This window comes from Candidatus Pseudoscillospira sp. SGI.172, assembly GCF_050313575.1.
Lineage (GTDB): Bacteria > Bacillota > Clostridia > Oscillospirales > Oscillospiraceae > Vermiculatibacterium.
Genome location: NZ_JBNPLQ010000042.1, coordinates 1 through 15,704 on the forward strand (window position 1 = coordinate 1; position 15,704 = coordinate 15,704).

The 15,704-nt window shown below is 50.1% G+C and carries 17 protein-coding genes and 2 pseudogenes; 10 read left to right on the forward strand and 9 right to left on the reverse strand.

The window, feature by feature from the left end; translation table 11 throughout:
• Nucleotides 1-36: 36 nt before the first annotated feature.
• Both hcp and ACQRD3_RS12415 read right to left on the reverse strand, forming a co-directional pair.
• Nucleotides 37-1,632, reverse strand: a complete 1,596-nt coding sequence (gene hcp, locus ACQRD3_RS12410) for a hydroxylamine reductase (RefSeq protein ID WP_080907186.1) — start codon at nucleotides 1,630-1,632, stop codon at nucleotides 37-39.
• 33 nt (nucleotides 1,633-1,665) lie between these two features.
• Entirely contained in the window at nucleotides 1,666-2,010 is a 345-nt protein-coding gene (locus ACQRD3_RS12415) for a cupin domain-containing protein (RefSeq protein ID WP_427781609.1), read from the reverse strand.
• 143 nt (nucleotides 2,011-2,153) lie between these two features.
• Here ACQRD3_RS12415 and ACQRD3_RS12420 point away from each other — a divergent pair.
• From ACQRD3_RS12420 to ACQRD3_RS12435, 4 genes and pseudogenes are all read left to right on the forward strand, one after another.
• Nucleotides 2,154-2,912 (forward strand): annotated as a pseudogene (locus tag ACQRD3_RS12420) (Crp/Fnr family transcriptional regulator).
• 32 nt (nucleotides 2,913-2,944) lie between these two features.
• Nucleotides 2,945-3,409 (forward strand): SufBD protein, encoded by a 465-nt coding sequence (locus ACQRD3_RS12425; RefSeq protein WP_427781610.1) that lies wholly within the window; start codon nucleotides 2,945-2,947, stop codon nucleotides 3,407-3,409.
• A complete protein-coding gene (locus tag ACQRD3_RS12430) occupies nucleotides 3,406-3,870 on the forward strand; it encodes a VOC family protein (RefSeq protein ID WP_427781611.1) in 465 nt (154 codons plus the stop codon). Before ACQRD3_RS12425 ends, ACQRD3_RS12430 begins: the two co-directional genes overlap by 4 nt.
• Nucleotides 3,871-3,928: 58 nt before the next feature.
• Nucleotides 3,929-4,470: pseudogene (locus ACQRD3_RS12435) on the forward strand (DUF3795 domain-containing protein).
• A gap of 322 nt (nucleotides 4,471-4,792) precedes the next feature.
• On the opposite strand, the gene ACQRD3_RS12440 reads toward ACQRD3_RS12435, so the two are convergent.
• From ACQRD3_RS12440 to ACQRD3_RS12460, 5 genes are all read right to left on the reverse strand, one after another.
• Nucleotides 4,793-6,304 carry a recombinase family protein gene (locus ACQRD3_RS12440; RefSeq protein WP_002575864.1) on the reverse strand — a complete coding sequence of 504 codons (1,512 nt, stop codon included), beginning with the start codon at nucleotides 6,302-6,304 and terminating at the stop codon, nucleotides 4,793-4,795.
• 94 nt (nucleotides 6,305-6,398) lie between these two features.
• The gene (locus ACQRD3_RS12445; RefSeq protein ID WP_002584948.1) at nucleotides 6,399-6,611 is read right to left on the reverse strand and encodes a hypothetical protein; all 213 of its coding nucleotides are present in this window, start codon (nucleotides 6,609-6,611) and stop codon (nucleotides 6,399-6,401) included.
• On the reverse strand, nucleotides 6,595-7,539 hold the full coding sequence (gene mobV, locus ACQRD3_RS12450) for a MobV family relaxase (RefSeq protein WP_002575862.1): 945 nt from the start codon (nucleotides 7,537-7,539) through the stop codon (nucleotides 6,595-6,597). Before mobV ends, ACQRD3_RS12445 begins: the two co-directional genes overlap by 17 nt.
• A gap of 173 nt (nucleotides 7,540-7,712) precedes the next feature.
• Nucleotides 7,713-8,108, reverse strand: coding sequence for a replication initiator protein A (locus ACQRD3_RS12455; RefSeq protein WP_002575861.1), 396 nt, complete (start codon nucleotides 8,106-8,108; stop codon nucleotides 7,713-7,715).
• A 111-nt stretch (nucleotides 8,109-8,219) separates the two neighbouring features.
• Nucleotides 8,220-8,633 (reverse strand): cysteine-rich VLP domain-containing protein, encoded by a 414-nt coding sequence (locus ACQRD3_RS12460; protein WP_002575860.1) that lies wholly within the window; start codon nucleotides 8,631-8,633, stop codon nucleotides 8,220-8,222.
• A gap of 228 nt (nucleotides 8,634-8,861) precedes the next feature.
• Between ACQRD3_RS12460 and ACQRD3_RS12465 the strand changes: the two genes are divergently transcribed.
• Nucleotides 8,862-9,125: a hypothetical protein gene (locus ACQRD3_RS12465; protein WP_002575859.1), complete on the forward strand. Its 264-nt coding sequence runs from the start codon at nucleotides 8,862-8,864 to the stop codon at nucleotides 9,123-9,125.
• Nucleotides 9,126-9,203: 78 nt separating this feature from the next.
• The gene (locus tag ACQRD3_RS12470) at nucleotides 9,204-10,004 is read left to right on the forward strand and encodes a helix-turn-helix domain-containing protein (RefSeq protein WP_002575858.1); all 801 of its coding nucleotides are present in this window, start codon (nucleotides 9,204-9,206) and stop codon (nucleotides 10,002-10,004) included.
• A gap of 80 nt (nucleotides 10,005-10,084) precedes the next feature.
• On the opposite strand, the gene ACQRD3_RS12475 is transcribed toward ACQRD3_RS12470, so the two are convergent.
• Together ACQRD3_RS12475 and ACQRD3_RS12480 are read right to left on the reverse strand one after the other, a co-directional pair.
• Nucleotides 10,085-11,305, reverse strand: a complete 1,221-nt coding sequence (locus tag ACQRD3_RS12475) for an MFS transporter (RefSeq protein ID WP_002584949.1) — start codon at nucleotides 11,303-11,305, stop codon at nucleotides 10,085-10,087.
• Between the two features lie 375 nt (nucleotides 11,306-11,680).
• Nucleotides 11,681-11,917 (reverse strand): hypothetical protein, encoded by a 237-nt coding sequence (locus ACQRD3_RS12480; protein ID WP_014080336.1) that lies wholly within the window; start codon nucleotides 11,915-11,917, stop codon nucleotides 11,681-11,683.
• A gap of 476 nt (nucleotides 11,918-12,393) precedes the next feature.
• Here ACQRD3_RS12480 and ACQRD3_RS12485 point away from each other — a divergent pair, with 476 nt between their 5' ends.
• The 4 genes from ACQRD3_RS12485 (at nucleotide 12,394) to ACQRD3_RS12500 (ending at nucleotide 15,468) form a co-directional block, all read left to right on the forward strand.
• Nucleotides 12,394-13,497, forward strand: a complete 1,104-nt coding sequence (locus tag ACQRD3_RS12485; protein WP_427781614.1) for a leucine-rich repeat domain-containing protein — start codon at nucleotides 12,394-12,396, stop codon at nucleotides 13,495-13,497.
• Between the two features lie 6 nt (nucleotides 13,498-13,503).
• Entirely contained in the window at nucleotides 13,504-13,764 is a 261-nt protein-coding gene (locus tag ACQRD3_RS12490) for a hypothetical protein (RefSeq protein ID WP_080906998.1), read from the forward strand.
• A gap of 252 nt (nucleotides 13,765-14,016) precedes the next feature.
• Nucleotides 14,017-14,754 carry a hypothetical protein gene (locus ACQRD3_RS12495; RefSeq protein WP_427781612.1) on the forward strand — a complete coding sequence of 246 codons (738 nt, stop codon included), beginning with the start codon at nucleotides 14,017-14,019 and terminating at the stop codon, nucleotides 14,752-14,754.
• A gap of 540 nt (nucleotides 14,755-15,294) precedes the next feature.
• Complete coding sequence (locus tag ACQRD3_RS12500; protein WP_427781613.1) at nucleotides 15,295-15,468, forward strand: cysteine-rich KTR domain-containing protein; 174 nt, start codon at nucleotides 15,295-15,297, stop codon at nucleotides 15,466-15,468.
• Nucleotides 15,469-15,704 lie beyond the last annotated feature (236 nt).

A 15,704-nucleotide genomic window follows, 5' to 3' on the forward strand; every position in this document is an offset into this window, starting at 1 on the left:
ATTTGCAGGCGGCCTTTTGCATCGATAGCGTTTTTGTTATGCCATCAGCGCTTTGATGTCCTCTTCCGGTGTGGTAATGGGCGCGATTCCGAAATTCTCCACCAGGAAGTGCAGAATATTGGGCGACAGGAATGCGGGCAGCGTGGGGCCCAGGCGGATATTCCTGATCCCCAGATGCAGCAGTGTCAGCAGAATGCAGACGGCTTTCTGCTCATACCAGGACAGTACATAGGAGAGCGGCAGATCATTCACGCCGCAGCCGAAGGCGTCCGCCAGAGCGACGGCCACCTGAATGGCGCCGTAGGCGTCGTTGCACTGCCCCATGTCCATGATGCGGGGCAGGCCGCCGATCTCTCCAAGGTCAAGATCGTTGAAGCGGTACTTTCCGCAGGCCAGCGTCAGGATCATAGTGTCCTGCGGGGCCTGTTTCACGAATTCCGTGTAGTAGTTGCGGCCCGGCTTTGCCCCGTCGCAGCCCCCCACCAGGAAGAAGTGCCGGATGGCGCCCGATTTGACGGCCTCCACAACCTTGTCGGCAACGGAGAGGATCGTGCCGTGACCAAAACCGGTGGTCACCTGCGTTCCGCCGTTGATGCCTGTCATGGGACGCGGTTCTGCATAGCCGCCCAGCTCCAGCGCTTTTTCGATCACGGGGGTAAAATCCTTGCTCCCGCCGATATGGACAGCGCCTGGGAAGGCGACCACCTCCGTGGTAAATACCCGGTCTGCGTAGCTGCCCTTGGGCGGCATCAGGCAGTTGGTGGTAAAGAGGATCGGCGCGGGGATACCGTCAAACTCCTTTTGCTGGTTCTGCCACGCGGTGCCGAAATTGCCTTTGAGATGGGGGTGTTTTTTCAGCTCCGGGTAGGCGTGCGCGGGCAGCATCTCCCCGTGGGTGTAGATGTTGATCCCCTTCCCCGCAGTCTGCTCCAGCAGAAGCTGCAGATCCTTCAGGTCATGCCCCGTGACCACGATAAAGGGCCCCTCCTCCACCATCAGCGGAACGGTGGTGGGAACCGGTGTGCCGTAAGTCTCGGTATTGGCCCGATCCAGCAGCGCCATGCACTTGAGATTGACTTCGCCGACCCTCATCACGATGGGCAGGAGCTGCTCCATGGTCAGATCCTCTCCCACGGCAAACAGTCCTTCACAGAAGAAGCGGTCGACTTCCTCATCGCGATAGCCCAGCATCCGCGCGTGATAGGCATACGCCGCCATACCGCGCAGGCCGAACAGGATCAGGGATTTGAGACTGCGGAGATCCTCGTTGTCATCCCACAGCTTTTTCATTTCATAGTCGTCGCTGTGCCCGCACGGGGAAGCGCAGGCACAGCAGGGAGAAATGAGCTTTGCCTTTTCCGCATGGGTCTTGTCGATCTGCCGCCGGATCGCTTCGTCGTCGAAACTGACGTTGGTAATGGTCGTGAACAGTCCTTCCAGGATGGTCGAATAGATGCTCTCGGCAGGATCGGTGTCTCCGCCTGCGGCGCGGGCAAGGCCGATCAGCGCCCCGGTCAGCTCATCCTGGAGGTTTGCGGTATCTGATTTCTTGCCGCAGACCCCCGCGCCGCCCATGCAGCCGGCGCACCCGGCCGTCTGCTCGCACTGGAAGCAAAACATTTTATTTTCCATCATTGTGACCCCTTTCTGTTTCTCCTGTGTTTTTTAGTCCTTCCCCAGCGGAAAGACGACGGTCAGCAGCATTTTAAAATCTTCTTCGGCATAGACAGCGTGCGGCTTGTGCGCAGGCATGACAATGCTCTCGCCCGGACTGCAAAGGTACTTCACTCCGTCAATGGTCAGTTCGGCGCACCCCTCCAGGATAAACACCATGGCGTCCCCGTCCGAAGCGTGGGTGCCGATCTCCTCCCCTTTGGAAAAAGCAAACAGCGTGACGCTCACCGCCTCGTTCTGCGCCAGGGTCTTGCTTACCACCTGGCCCGACGCGGCGTCGATCTCATCCGCCAGCTTCACCACCCGCTCGTGGGATATATTCTTCAAATAAGACAACTGAGTCTCTCCTTTCACGGTCTCCGCGGCCGAATCGGGCCGCCCTCCCCGCTGCCCCGCAGCGGATCCTTGACTTTCTGATTGGAGCATACTATAATCGTCCCGACAAGTATGTTGTTATAACAACACAAATGGAGAAAAAAATGGATCTTGTATTTTTGACGAACACCACACTGTTCCGGGGCACGAGTCCGCAGGAGGCCCGGGAGATGCTTGCCTGCCTGGGGGCGTATGAGCACCAGTACGGAAAAGGGGACACGATCCTGCACATCGGGGAATGTGTGGAGAATATGGGGCTGGTGCTTTCCGGCGGCGTCAACATTGAGATCGACGATCTGTGGGGAAACAAGACCATTCTCGGTCATGTGGATGCGGGCCAGCTTTTTGCGGAGACCTATGCCTGCATCCCGGGAGAGCCGCTGATGGTGTCCGTAGTCGCCAGCGAGAAGAGCAGCGTTTTGTTCTTGAACGCAGGGAAGCTGATCACCACCTGTCAGAGCTCCTGCACCCACCACAACAAATTGATTCAGAACCTCCTGCAGATCTCGGCCCAGAAAAACCTCGCTCTTTCCCGCCGCAGTCTGCACACCTCTTCCAAAACCATTCGGGGCAGGCTGCTCTCCTATCTTTCGGAGCAGGCCAAACGCAGCGGCAGCTACCGCTTTACGATCCCCTTCAACCGGCAGCAGCTTGCCGACTATCTGGGCGTTGACCGCAGCGCCATGTCCAATGAATTGAGCAAGATGCAGCGGGAAGGTATTTTGCTCTACCACAGGAATTCCTTCGTCCTCGAGAAGCTGAACTATAGGAAGCTGTCCGCAGAAGAAAAGAAATGACTGAAAAAGATTGCAGAAAAGTCGGGCTTGCTCAAAAATCCAACACCACAGCGGGGGAGGAAATAAGAAAATGGCAAATCAGAACTTGAGAGAATAGCATGAAAGAAAATATTGTAGCTAAGCTGACGCTGAAAAATGATAAATATGCCTGCGCCCTTGCCGATAAAATGATATCGGAAAGTCAGGAAACCGATGAATGGTACGAATATTTTGATGACTTTGCTTCTTTGCTCAGTCATCCAAAATCATTGGTAAGAAACCGAGCATTGTATATTCTTGCGGCAAATGCTCAGTGGGACGAGGAAAATCGCTTTGATTTCATTTTTTCTGATTTCCTTGCTCATGTAACAGACGAAAAGCCGATTACGGCCAGACAGTGCATAAAGGCTCTTGCACAGGTGGGCGCTGCAAAACCACAGTATATTCCAAGAATATTGTCTTGTTTGCAGGGCGCTGATGTATCAAAGTACAAGGACAGTATGCGCCCTCTGATTGAAAAGGATATAGCAGAAACGGAAAAGATATTAAAAGCTCTCCAATCGGGGAGCTGTGGAGGTACATGATGAATACAATGTTAGTTGTGACGGATATGGATAAAACCGTTGAATTTTATAAAAGAGTTTTAGGGCTTCAGGTAGTCATGGACTTTGGCGCAAACAAGACCTTGACGGGCGGTTTAGCCTTACAGGCGCTGGAAACATACAAGGAATTTATTGATACAAGCGATATTTCTTTCGGTGGCAATAATTTTGAACTTTATTTTGAAGAAGATAATTTTGATAAATTTGCAGATAATCTTCAAAAGTGCAATGTCCAATATGTTCACCCGGTTAAGAAACATTCGTGGGGACAGCGTGTGGTTCGTTTCTATGACCCGGACAGGCATATTATCGAAGTGGGCGAAAATATGAAAGCGGTCTGCAAAAGATTTATAGACAGCGGAATGACGCCGGAACAGACAGCAGAGCGCATGGACGTACCTGTTGAATATGTGAATGAATGTATGCAGTGGAGGAAGCAGTAGAAATACAGTTACGGGAAACCGAACAGAGCAAAAGGCAGAATTTGCGGGGCTGATATTTATGAAAGGATTTGAACGAAAAAATCAATTATTCTCTCTTTGCGGATTGAATTGCGGGTTGTGTCCTATGCTGTTAGGAAATTATTGCGGCGGTTGCGGCAATGGTAATCAATCATGTGGATAGCAAAATGCAGTCTGGAGCATGGAAAGGTTGAATATTGCTATGAGTGCAAACAATATCCATGCGAAAAATATCAACGCATTGATGAATATGACTCTTTTATCACGCACAGGCGGCAAAAGGCGGATTTAGAAAGAGCGCAGAGCATAGGTATTGCGCAATATAATCTTGAACAGCAGGAAAAAATACAAATTCTCTCCCACTTACTCTCTAATTATAATGACGGACGCAGAAAAAATTTCTTTTGTGTGGTTGTCAATTTATTAGAACTTTCGGAATTACGAGAAGCAATGAAGCAAATACGATCCAATGATGAATTGTCCTTACTATCATTTAAGGCGCAATGTTCGTATGTAGCAGAGGTGTTTCAAAAGATTGCCGACAGGAGAAATATAAAGTTGCAGCTTGTCAAGAAAAAGTAACTTACATCTTGTTCGTGGGAAAACAGCAAAGCCAGCCGAGCCAGTCAACGGCAAAAGGCGATACTGAGGAGTTAGAAATCGAGTATCTGTCACTTACCGAAGAAAATACTTTGGCGATTGAACAATAGCAATAGCAGGGGTTATGCCACGACACATTCGGAAGAAAAGCATGCGAAGGTGATACCTTGAAAAAATAGGTTCTATGCCATTATGTGACAACAAGATCCGAACCAAGATACGGTTTATGTAGTTGCGGCTAAGGAAAAGTACAGTTTACAAGGGACTACACAGGGTAGGTATCTGACGGGAGGGGTGCCGCCAGTCAGATTTTCCATGTGATGTTCAAGCTGTCGCTTGTGGCGGCTATGGTGGTGATCATCAAATCCACCACACGCCGCTTGTCATCAAAAGATACATTCTCCCAGGTATCGAGGTAGCCGGAAATCTGGCTGACCTGTTCCGGGCTGATGGCCTCCACAGTCAACTCCGCTATCCTTGCCAGAAGTTCCTGCTTGCGCCCGTCCAGTTCCGCTATCTTCACATTCACATAGGAGAACAGGACATTGTTTGCCCCCGTCAGACTGTCCACCAGCTTTTCAATCTCGCTGTCTACATGGGCAAGTTCCACTTGCAGGGCGGTGATTTTCGGGTTTGCCTTTGCCGCTTTCTTTTTTCCTGTCAGCGTCTTGTAGCTTGCCAGCTTCTTTACCATCTGCTGATAAACAACCGCTTCCAGTTCCGAAGTGATGATTTTCCCACAGCCAGGACAGCTTTTATTGTCCAGCCGTTTCGTGCAGCGGAGATACTGTTTGCCGGAGGGATTGTAGATACTCATAAGAGCATACCCGCAATTCCCGCACTTGATTTTTCCTGCCAGCCATGTGTGGGTGGCTTTCCGGGCAGACTGGATTTTCATGTTGTTCATCAGCTTCTTGCGGCAGGTCAGCCAGGTGTCGGAGGGGACGATACCCTCATGGGGAGCCAGTACCAGCATTTGGTCTTTTAAGTCGTTTTTCTTGCTGGCCTTTACATCTCGCCCTTGATACAGATAGCAGCCGTTCATGCCCGTAAAATCGGCAACGTCATTGACAATGACTGTACCTTGACTTTTGAAAAATTCGTACACATCAAGGTCTGCCTGCACATAGACAGGATTGCGTAACATCTGCGCCAGCGTGGGGCGTATCAGCTCTTTGCCATGGAACAAAATCCCCTGTTCGGCAAAGTACCGGGTAATGTCCCCGTAGGAAGTTGTGGGCTGGGCGTACATCTCAAACATCAGCCGGATATTGGCCGCTTCCTCCGGGTTTACCACCAGCTTCTTTGTGTTGATACCGTCCATCTTGATAGGCTCCGTATGGAAGCCGTAAGGGGCTTTCCCGCCCATCTTAAAGCCCCGCTGACTGCGGGAGTAGTAAGCGTCCGTTACCCGCTTCTGTATCGTTTCCCGTTCAAGCTGGGCGAACACGATACAGATATTCAGCATGGCCCGTCCCATCGGCGTGGAGGTATCAAACTTTTCCGTAGAGGACACAAACTCCACATTGTACTGCTGGAACAGCTCCATCATGTTGGCAAAGTCCAGAATGGAACGGCTGATACGGTCGAGCTTGTAAACCACGACCTTTGCAATCAAGCCCCGCTTGATGTCCCGCACCAGTTCTTGAAACTTCGGACGGTCTGTGTTCTTGCCGCTGTACCCTTTGTCTGTGTATTCCTTGCAGTTACCGCCTTTCAACTCGTATTTGCAAAATTCAATCTGGCTTTCAATGGAAATGCTGTCCTTTTTGTCTACCGATTGTCTTGCATAGATTGCGTCTATCCGATTGTTCATATTGTCGCTCCTTTTCTTAAAAAAGAAACGGAGCTGCTGACAGTTCTATTATACCGCCAGCAGCCCCGCAAATCAATGATGGGTTTGGAAAACCTTATGTCCCGGCTTCCTCACTCTCCCGCTTGTCGGCGTACTTGCGGAACACCTCATAAAGCTGCTGTTCCAGTTCCCGGCGTTTGGCTGCTTCCTGTTCCGGCGTGAACACCGGGGAGAGATTTTCCAGTGTGATTTCCTTTCCCTGAAAAGTCACGATTTCGATTTCCTTTTTGTATCTGATATTACTTATAAGATCACCTTTCCTTTCCATGCTGCCGCTGTTGCCGTTTCAGTTCCGCTAAAATCTCCGGCGGGATACGGTCAACCAGCCGCCGCATATCGTCCAGTTCGCTTTTTAACTTCGCCCGTTCCATCGTGTCATTCATCTTGCCTTTTTCGCTGGCCTTTGCCCTGACTTCCAGCTTTTCATTTTCCGCTAACAAGTCATTGATTGTGACCTTGTATTTTTTCAGTTGCCCGGAGAAGTTCTCCATCTGCGGAAACCACTTTTTCAGCATGGAGAGGGCTTCCTCTTTCTTCTTTCCGGCGTTCAGCGGGGTAATGCCGGAGAGAACCGCTTCAATGGCCCTCGCCTGTTTGGAGAGGTTGACCGCCTGTTTGAACAGCCGGGTGGGGATATGCTTCCGGCCCGTCTTGCTGGCGCTTTCCCCACGCTCCAGGTCGGGGTACTGCTCCACCATACAGGCGTGAAAATCGTCCTGCCACTTCGTCAGATTGGCCCGGTTGCCGATAATTTCTTTGGCGCACAGGCGGTTGTCCTTTGTCAGCGGCACAAAGACCAAGTGCAGATGGGGCGTTTTTTCATCCATGTGTACCATAGCCGAAACGATGTTCTCCCGGCCCACCCGGTCAATGAGGAAGTCCGCCGCCCTCTGGAAGTAGGCCGCTATCTCCTTTGGGGACTTGCCCTTGAAAAACTCCGGGCTGGCGGTAATCAGCGTGTCCACAAACCGAGTGCTGTCCTTGCGGGTGCGGCATCTGGCCTGCTCGATGCGGCTCTGAATGAAATGGTAGTAGCGGCCATCCGGCTTGACGATGTGGAAATTGTACTTGCTCCGGCTGGTGTCAATGTCCGGGTTGCTGGCGTACTGCTCCTTTTTCCGTTCATGGTGGGCTTCCAGCGGCCCCGCCGGGTGGCCCTTGTGCTTCTCAAATCGCAAAATTGCGTGTTGTGCCATTGAACTCCTTTCCCCATTCCATTCCTTTCCGGCGGGTTTTCCCGCCGAAAATATCTCTGATAGGATTGGAATGGAATGAATGTAAATAGATGGTTTTAATCTCTGTATTTCTATATACCGTCAGATTTCCGTACTTCAAGAGGATTGATTTTCGTACTCGCCAAGTACGGTTTTCAGCCCTCCGGCGTACCATAACCGGATTTCTTGAAGTCGGTGTTTGGAACCGCTTCATAGGATTTCGGGTAAATGCGGTTGGGTTTTCCACAGCCCTGTTTCTGGATTTCCACCAGCCCCGCATACTGCAACTCCCGCAGGGTGTTGACCGCTTTCTGCCGCCCGCAGCGGAGCAAAGCGACCACCTCGCAGATGGGGTAGTACAGGTAGACCCGCCCGTACTCGTCCGCCCAGCCGTTCTTCCGGGACAACTCCGCCCGGCGCAGGACAAAGGCATACAGCACCTTCGCTTCGTTGCTCAAGGGCTGGAATGTGGGTGCTTCAAAAAGGAAATTGGGGAGCCGGGTGAAACTGAACGCCTTTTCCGGCTGGTGAATATAAATCGTGTTTGTCATAGCGTGTTTTGTGGACGGTTAGAGGCCCGTTTTCCGGGGCGAATGATAAATGATACCAGCCGCCCCGGTTGAGGGCTTGCGGAGCCTTGCAAATCAAGGCTTTTCCCGCTCTTAACTGTCCACAGCAGACCTCCTTTTCCGTTCACTTTCTGTTTTCTGCCGCCTGTGAACTCTGGCGGCGCAGTCCGGGCAGTATTTGCCCCGGTTGGACTTCGGGACGAACACACCGCCGCACTCCGCACAGCGTTTCAAGTCCCTGTCCCGGTAAATCTCCGCTTCCAGCGTCCTGTCCAGCGGCAAGACCGCCCAGCGGAACCACTTGCAGCAGACGGAGAACGAAATCATCTGCGGACAGGCGCAGGTGTCGCCATCGTCCAGCGCAAGGCAGTTTCCGTCCTCGCAGTTGCAGCACTCCCGGCGTATCAGGCCGCTGGCTCGTCTCTTCTGGGGCGGGGTTATGCGGTAGGGGGAGCCGTCCGGCCTGTGTTCCAGCGGCGGCAGGTGTTGATAGGGTCTTTTGCTCATGCGTCCCTCCGTTTTCTTTGGCGTGTTCTGTTTCCAAGGTGCTTGTCCATCGATGAACTATCCCAAGTCTACACCTTTTTGACCGCCTGTGCCGTATATCCAAGAGGTAGGAAATCAGCCTGAAAAACTCCCTATTTCCACGCTCTCGGATTTGTGATATAATCAAAAAAAGATAAAAGACAAATTCAGGTTTCTGGTCTTCTTGCACAAAATAAAGGAGGAGCTATTATGCAAATTGTTTATATTCCAAGCGAATCAATGTCTGTTCAAGGTAAAAAAGATGAAATCTATAAAAGATATGGGAAAGACTGGAATATTAGAGAACAGGGAGGAGGTAACGGAAATTGGTTGTTGACCAGAAAAAGTGATGTGCTTGTAGATGGAAAAAGTTATCGTACTTTTGTACTTGAACACTACGGTAAATCCAAGCTGACAGCGAAGCTTGTTGATAAATTTCGTGAAGATGTAGCAAATGGTAAAATAAAACTGTAAATGCCTATGCCGTTATGCTATGAGCATAGTACATAGCATAACGGCTTCTCTTTCGTTGAGCTAGCAAGGAGGGTGAATATGTCTTTATCCATACAAGAGCGATTAAAAGACCTACGTGTGGAGCGTGGCTTGACGCTGGGGCAGCTTGCGGAGCAGACCGGGCTTTCCAAGTCTGCGCTGGGCAGTTACGAAACGGAAGACTTCAAGGACATCAGCCACTATGCCCTTATCCGGCTGGCGAAGTTTTACGGTGTGACCGCTGATTATCTGCTGGGGCTGTCTGAAATGAAAAATCACCCAAACGCCGATCTTGCAGACCTGCGTTTGAGTGATGAAATGATTGACCTGCTGAAAAGCGGGAGGATAGACAATACCCTGCTGTGTGAGCTGGCGGCGCACCCGGATTTCCCCCGGCTGATGGCTGACCTTGAAATCTATGTGAACGGAACGGCACTGAAACAGGCGCAGGGTGCAAACGCCATAGTGGACACGATGAGCGCAACTGTTATAAAAAAGCATAATCCTGGCATGAGTGATACGCAGTTAAGACAGCTTATCACCGCCCATATTGATGAGGACGAGTTTTGCCGCTATGTGATACAACGGGACATAAACGGGATTGCCCTTGCTCTGCGGGAAACACACAAGGACGATTTTTTCAGCGTCCCAGAGGATAACCCGCTAAAAGAAATGCTGGAAACTGCTGGTGAAATCGTCAGCCAGGACAGCGACACGGAACAAGCGTACTTGGCGTTTATCTGCAAACGGCTCAAGCTGAATTTTAGGAAGCTGTCAGTAGAAGAACGGAAGTGGCTGAAAAAGATTGCGGAAAAATCCGACTTGCTGAAGAATCCAAAACCGCAGAGAGGACGAAGATAAAAAATGCCTGAACGGCGGTTCTGGTTTTTCAGAACCACCATCCAGGCATTTTGTTTAGTAATAGAAAAAGGTGCAGTTGATTATTGCGTATTGTCAATCTCTCTCAAACCGGGTAGTAAAAATACGGCAAGCGCAACGATGATAATGCCAATTCCGCAAATGACAAACCATTTCTCAACTCCCAGCCGCTCCGCCAGAGGCCCGGAAATGACAAGGCCAAACGGCATGGCGAGGGAAGCGGCGCTTGTCAGTAGAGAAAAAACTCTCCCCAGATATTCTGGTTTGACCGTTTCTTGAAAAATCGCATTTTGCACACCGTAAAATGGAGCGGAAATTCCCATAACAGTACAGCACACAACAAAGACAAGAAATGCGTCTGGCGGCAAAAGCCCGGAGAGCATATTGCTAACGCCCATCAGGAGAACGGAAAGACCGATGGTGTACCGCCGTTTCTTAAAACCGCCCCAAATGCTCAGAATGACTCCGCCAAGCAGCATACCAACCGCAAAAGCAATTTCAGCGGCAGAGGCATGGGCCGGTGTTCCTTTGAAGTATGACATACAGATGAGAGGAAAAAGCGTACTGATTGGCATATAAAAGAACATATAAATTACACCAATCCAGAGCAGAGCAAAGAGGCCCCTGTTTTGCTTTAATACCACATACCCCTCTTTCATATCCTGTAAAAACTGTTGTCTTTTCGTTTCTGGACATAGTTCAGGCGTTGGTATGGACGAAATCGCAACAGTCACACAGGCAAGGATTGCACCCACAATATCTAACAATATAATTGCATTAAGAGGCCAAACAGCATATAAAAACGCTGCGGCAGCTGGACTGATAATCGCACTTACTGCTTGCATGGTCTGCGTGTAACCAGCGCATTTTGTAAGTTCCTCTTTTGGCACAATCATAGGTGTTGCTGCGCTGAATGCTGGAGAATGAAAAGCAGTTCCCGCACTTCGGATTAACAGGACAACCATAATAGACCATACGGGCAATTCCATGTAAAACGCCACCAGCGCCAGAATACCGCCAGCGGCGGCAATTATCAAATCCGCACCAATCATTACGCTTTTACGGCTGTGCCGGTCAACAAAAGCACCTGCAAACGGGCCTAAACAGGCTTGCGGCAAAAATCCAATCAGTGTTGCCGCCGTCAATATGATTGCAGAATTAGTTTTCGCAACCAAATAAAAGATAATGGCCATTTGCAAAATACCGCTGCTAATAAAGGATATTGCTTGTCCGGCAAGAAGTGTAAAATAAGTTTTTCTCCATGAATTGTTGTTTTGGGTCATAATGCGAACCTCCTTTTTTATTGCATTGTTCCTTTGTTTCTGCAATAAAAAGCAGGCGTTGTCCCACAGAGAGGGCAGACGCCTGCATAACAACAAAGCACGAAAAAACACCACGATACAGTTCAAAGACTGCTCGTGTCAAACCTACGTGTTCCTTTGCATACGCACGCAAAAAAAGCCCACCATCATGTGGAAAGGTACTTCTACTTTTTATTGCTTATTAGCGTACACAAATTAACACACGTAAGCCTCCTTCCAATCTCAAACTGTCGCACAGTATAACACACATCCGATAGACTTGTCAACCATTTTTAACCTTGTTTTCCATCTTGTTTTTCCATCTCTTACGGGCAGTAGCAAAGCCAGGCGAGCCAGTCAACGGTCAAGATGAACGGCGCTTTCAGCGCCGCCGTTGACAGTCTCGCCCGTCTTTGCTAATGGGTAATCAAGGCGGGAAAGCCATTTTAGGGCTTTCCCGCCCATTTCAATTTTGGGAGAAGAAAGGCCCCAAAATGAACGAGTGCGGCCAAACACTTTTAGGGATTGGCCACCTTGTCCACCCATCCAGCGGGGCGGCGGGGAACGGTCAAGGCCGGGCGTCAGCCCATTCATTTCAGCCTTGACGGTTTCCTGCCGTCCTGCTACTTTTCCCGGAGTGTGGCCACACATCTGGTCACGGTGTCCAGAGCTTTGGGACTTTTTGTCCCATAGGCCGGGGGCGGAGGACGAGGGACGGGGGCTTTCATAATACGCCCTGTCTGCTGCTGAAATCAGCCCTTTGTTTCCGGCTTACCAGCCCCAAACAAAGCCCTGCTTTCCTGCCGCGTCAAATGCCCTTGCCCTCCCCGGCGGCAACGGTATTTTCAGGGCAACGCCGACAGAGCGTATAACACACTACACTTTGCTCCGCAAAGTCGTGTGCCAAATGGGGCGCTGCCCCCTTTGGAAACCCCCGCAACAAACAGGTGCTATGCACCCAGCCGGGAGCATAGCGCCGTTTGTTGTCAGCAGCCCGTTTCACGGTCTGCGTGTAGTTCCTTGTAAACTGACCTAAATGAAAAAATAAACAAAATGATAAGGTGACGAAGATGAAAGAAAGGCTCTCTGTGAAAGGTACGATTGCAATAATATTATTGCTTATATCATTCGTATTATCTGCTTGTGCACCTGCAGACCGCAGCAACCGAACACCCGAATTTCTTAATAACATTGGAAAAACACTGAGCGAATTAAAAAAGGAGCATCCGGAAGGCGAATTGGTTGTAAAACCAGGTGGATTCCCGGATAATGCTGCAATATGTTTTGGAGACCCAGAGGCGGAATATGTTTACTACTTTTTTGGAGCACAGAGCGGCGATGCGGAAAAGGCCATGAATGAACTGGAGGATCAGCTGAAATGCGCTGGTTTTCTCTCCACTGCAAACATTCTTTTCCCGGACATGGAAGATGACATGTCCTTTGAAGCATTCTTCTCCTTGATTGGTGTGGACGATTATGAGTACATAGAAGATGATTCAGCTGCAGCAGGTTGGTTACGATTCACGTATCATGGTATGGAAGTGATGGTGAATACAAACGAAGTGAATGCTGCTGGGGGATGGAGTTTTACAGGAGAAGAAATCGTGAAGCGCAATGCTCCGGTGTCTATAGTAGACCCTGAAATATCAAATACCAATAGTGACTTAGCTGATGCAATACAGCCAGTTGTGAATACAGCAGAATTTGAAGTTTTAGAAAACGAAGATGGTTCTGTTACGATTGAACGCTACATAGGTTCCGGCGGGGATGTTGTTATTCCCGCAGAGATAGATGGAAAACCTGTTTCCGCTATTGGCAATGTATTTGGTACCATAGGTGCATTTCAGGACTGCACAAATGTCACTTCTGTAGTGATCCCTGATGGGGTCGTAGAGATTCAAGACAATGCATTTTATGGATGTACTAATCTGGAAGTAGTTACTGTTCCGTCCAGTGTTACACTTCTGCGTAATTGTGCGTTTACAGATTGTCCTAAGTTGCGTGCGATCTATTTTGAAGGTAATGCACCTGAACAAGCTAATTATGTATTTGATGCAACTGAAAACGTTATTATTTACTACCAGGAAGGGACTTCTGGCTGGAATGATCCTTGGTATGGTTGCCCTACAGAACAATACAGGCCCTCGGAAATATCGGCAGGCTTACCTTTCTAGTTTGCTATGTCCGACGTGGATGCCGATGGAAAAGAGAAATTGGTGTTGCTCTATGACCCGGGCGTTATGGCAAGTGCAATGGGGTATATCATCGGGCATGATGCCGAGGCAAAGAATATCTATATCCAACGGAAGGAGTTCCATGCATTTGTCTTTTGGCAGAATGGCAATCTGAAAGCCCTATCTTCCCATAATCAGACCTACGGAGAAATGTGGCCGTATGCACTTTACCGCTACCTGCCGGAGTGGGGTGCTTATGAGTTGTGAGGATATGCTCATCTTAGGACAAGGCTATTTTTGAGGTGAACGGTGTGCCTGTGCGTTATCCAAATGATGCAGATGCTTCCAGCACAGGGACGGTCTATTATGTTGGAAGCAACACTTGGGGTGTAACTCCTATGGGTGAGGCTGACTATATTGCGTGGCTTGAAACAAATAATGGAAACGCTTTGGAACTGAAAATCGAATATTTCTCGCTTACAGAAGAAAATATATTAACCAATGAAAAGAGGACGAATAATGAAAAAGATCCTCCCTGCCCTGCCCCTTGCCCTGCTCTTGACCGCCTGCGCCGGTCAGGAGGCACCCGCTACCTCTCCCGCGGACGTTTTGGCCGTCACCTCCCCCACGAAGGAGATGGAGCCCTCTACCGAGCCCCCCATCCCTGACTGGATGGCGGAGCAGCCGGTACCCGACTTCCTGACTCCAGAGCAGCAGGACTTGTTCCTCCGGGCTTTCAGCGCGGCCAATTTCCTCATGGGGTGCAATACCTCCGCCGTGGACGACTACCCTCTGGCCGACGGCAGCCAGCCGGACAAGAGCAACTATGAGACGGTGACCCTGGACAGCAGCCAGACTTATCTGCTGTCGGTGGGCCGGTTTGCCCGGTGGGACGACTTTGAGGCCATGCTGGACGGCCTTTTTACCCCGGCATACAAGGAGACTCTGCTGGCCGGCGAGATATCAGACGGCGCGTCCGTCCCTCTCTTCACCTCCACGGAGGACGGGCGGCTGTGCTATCTGGACGTTTCCCGGGGCAGTGATATGGAGTACGACATAGCGGACGCACCGGATGTCTATGAACTGATAAGCCAGAGCGACAGTGCGGTGGAGTTCGCCCTCATTGGGCACTATGCCGATTTGACGGTAGAGGCGGACGAGAATGGGACGCGACCCATCTACACCGAGGCCTATCCCATCCGCATGGAGCGCACAGGCGATGGCTGGCGGGTGGCCGAGTTCCACCTGCCCTATTGAGTTTTGTCAGATCAGAAAAGAAGAAGCTATTATGATTGAATATTATGGGGCTTTCCGTTTACTGGATACAGCAGACAGGCAACACCTGTGGGCAAACCTATTACACCCATACTGCTACTGCGCAGGGTCGGGTGCCCATTGCCACGAGTCACGGCTACGAAATTGATGACTCTGTCTGCGACCTTGACGGTGAGGGCACCACGGAGTTGATCTGTAATGTCACTTATGGTTTGACGCCGCAGCGCGCATCTATGTCTACCGCCTGCATGACGGTGTTGTGGAGCGAGGCTATATCGAAGAGGAGGTCATTTCCTCCCCAAGTGACATTTTGAGCGTTGGAGTGATAGCGGAGTGGTATGATGCCGAACAAAAGAAATTTCTGCTGATACTCACCAAGGAGGACGGTAGTACACAAACTCATGAGCAGAGTGATTATACGTATTTTGTATGGGAGAAGTATGCGGACATTATCGCCGCGTCTTCTGGACAGCAGAGCATTAACCCAACGGTTTCGTATTTTCAAAGAAATAGGGTGATGCCTTGGAAAATGAAAAATTGGTACTTTGTCCGATCTGCAAAAACAAGACACGAACCAAGATACGTCTTGGTACTGTACTTGAGAACTTTCCGTTGTTCTGCCCTAAATGCAAACGGGAAACGATAGTCAATGTCAAACAATTCAATACATCCATTATCAAAGAGCCAGACGCATAGACGCAGAGCCGATAACCACTCAGCCATGAGCTGCGGTTATCGGCTCTTTTATAGTTTTACAGGGAGATGCCTTTTGTTAGCTCTCATTTTCCATCCGCCTAACTCATCAAAAAAAGCTACTCTTTCCGATGGGATCAGTCCGGTGGCGGATGCGAAAATTGTCAGCTTTTAAGTGAATGTGTAATTTCCTGCGCCTGTGTGCCTTTGTGGTACACAGGCGCATTTTGTTTTGTCTG

What these genes read in the sequence shown, in the direction of transcription:
- ACQRD3_RS12485 (WP_427781614.1), top strand. Translation starts at nt 12,394, where the DNA reads ATGAAAGAAAGGCTCTCTGTGAAAGGTACGATTGCAATAATATTATTG.
- ACQRD3_RS12490 (WP_080906998.1), top strand. Translation starts at nt 13,504, where the DNA reads ATGTCCGACGTGGATGCCGATGGAAAAGAGAAATTGGTGTTGCTCTAT.
- ACQRD3_RS12495 (WP_427781612.1), top strand. Translation starts at nt 14,017, where the DNA reads ATGAAAAAGATCCTCCCTGCCCTGCCCCTTGCCCTGCTCTTGACCGCC.
- ACQRD3_RS12425 (WP_427781610.1), top strand. Translation starts at nt 2,945, where the DNA reads ATGAAAGAAAATATTGTAGCTAAGCTGACGCTGAAAAATGATAAATAT.
- ACQRD3_RS12445 (WP_002584948.1), bottom strand. Translation starts at nt 6,611, where the DNA reads ATGGAAAGGAAAGGTGATCTTATAAGTAATATCAGATACAAAAAGGAA.
- ACQRD3_RS12460 (WP_002575860.1), bottom strand. Translation starts at nt 8,633, where the DNA reads ATGAGCAAAAGACCCTATCAACACCTGCCGCCGCTGGAACACAGGCCG.
- hcp (WP_080907186.1), bottom strand. Translation starts at nt 1,632, where the DNA reads ATGGAAAATAAAATGTTTTGCTTCCAGTGCGAGCAGACGGCCGGGTGC.
- ACQRD3_RS12465 (WP_002575859.1), top strand. Translation starts at nt 8,862, where the DNA reads ATGCAAATTGTTTATATTCCAAGCGAATCAATGTCTGTTCAAGGTAAA.
- ACQRD3_RS12470 (WP_002575858.1), top strand. Translation starts at nt 9,204, where the DNA reads ATGTCTTTATCCATACAAGAGCGATTAAAAGACCTACGTGTGGAGCGT.
- ACQRD3_RS12480 (WP_014080336.1), bottom strand. Translation starts at nt 11,917, where the DNA reads ATGAATGGGCTGACGCCCGGCCTTGACCGTTCCCCGCCGCCCCGCTGG.
- ACQRD3_RS12440 (WP_002575864.1), bottom strand. Translation starts at nt 6,304, where the DNA reads ATGAACAATCGGATAGACGCAATCTATGCAAGACAATCGGTAGACAAA.
- mobV (WP_002575862.1), bottom strand. Translation starts at nt 7,539, where the DNA reads ATGGCACAACACGCAATTTTGCGATTTGAGAAGCACAAGGGCCACCCG.
- ACQRD3_RS12455 (WP_002575861.1), bottom strand. Translation starts at nt 8,108, where the DNA reads ATGACAAACACGATTTATATTCACCAGCCGGAAAAGGCGTTCAGTTTC.
- ACQRD3_RS12430 (WP_427781611.1), top strand. Translation starts at nt 3,406, where the DNA reads ATGATGAATACAATGTTAGTTGTGACGGATATGGATAAAACCGTTGAA.
- ACQRD3_RS12475 (WP_002584949.1), bottom strand. Translation starts at nt 11,305, where the DNA reads ATGACCCAAAACAACAATTCATGGAGAAAAACTTATTTTACACTTCTT.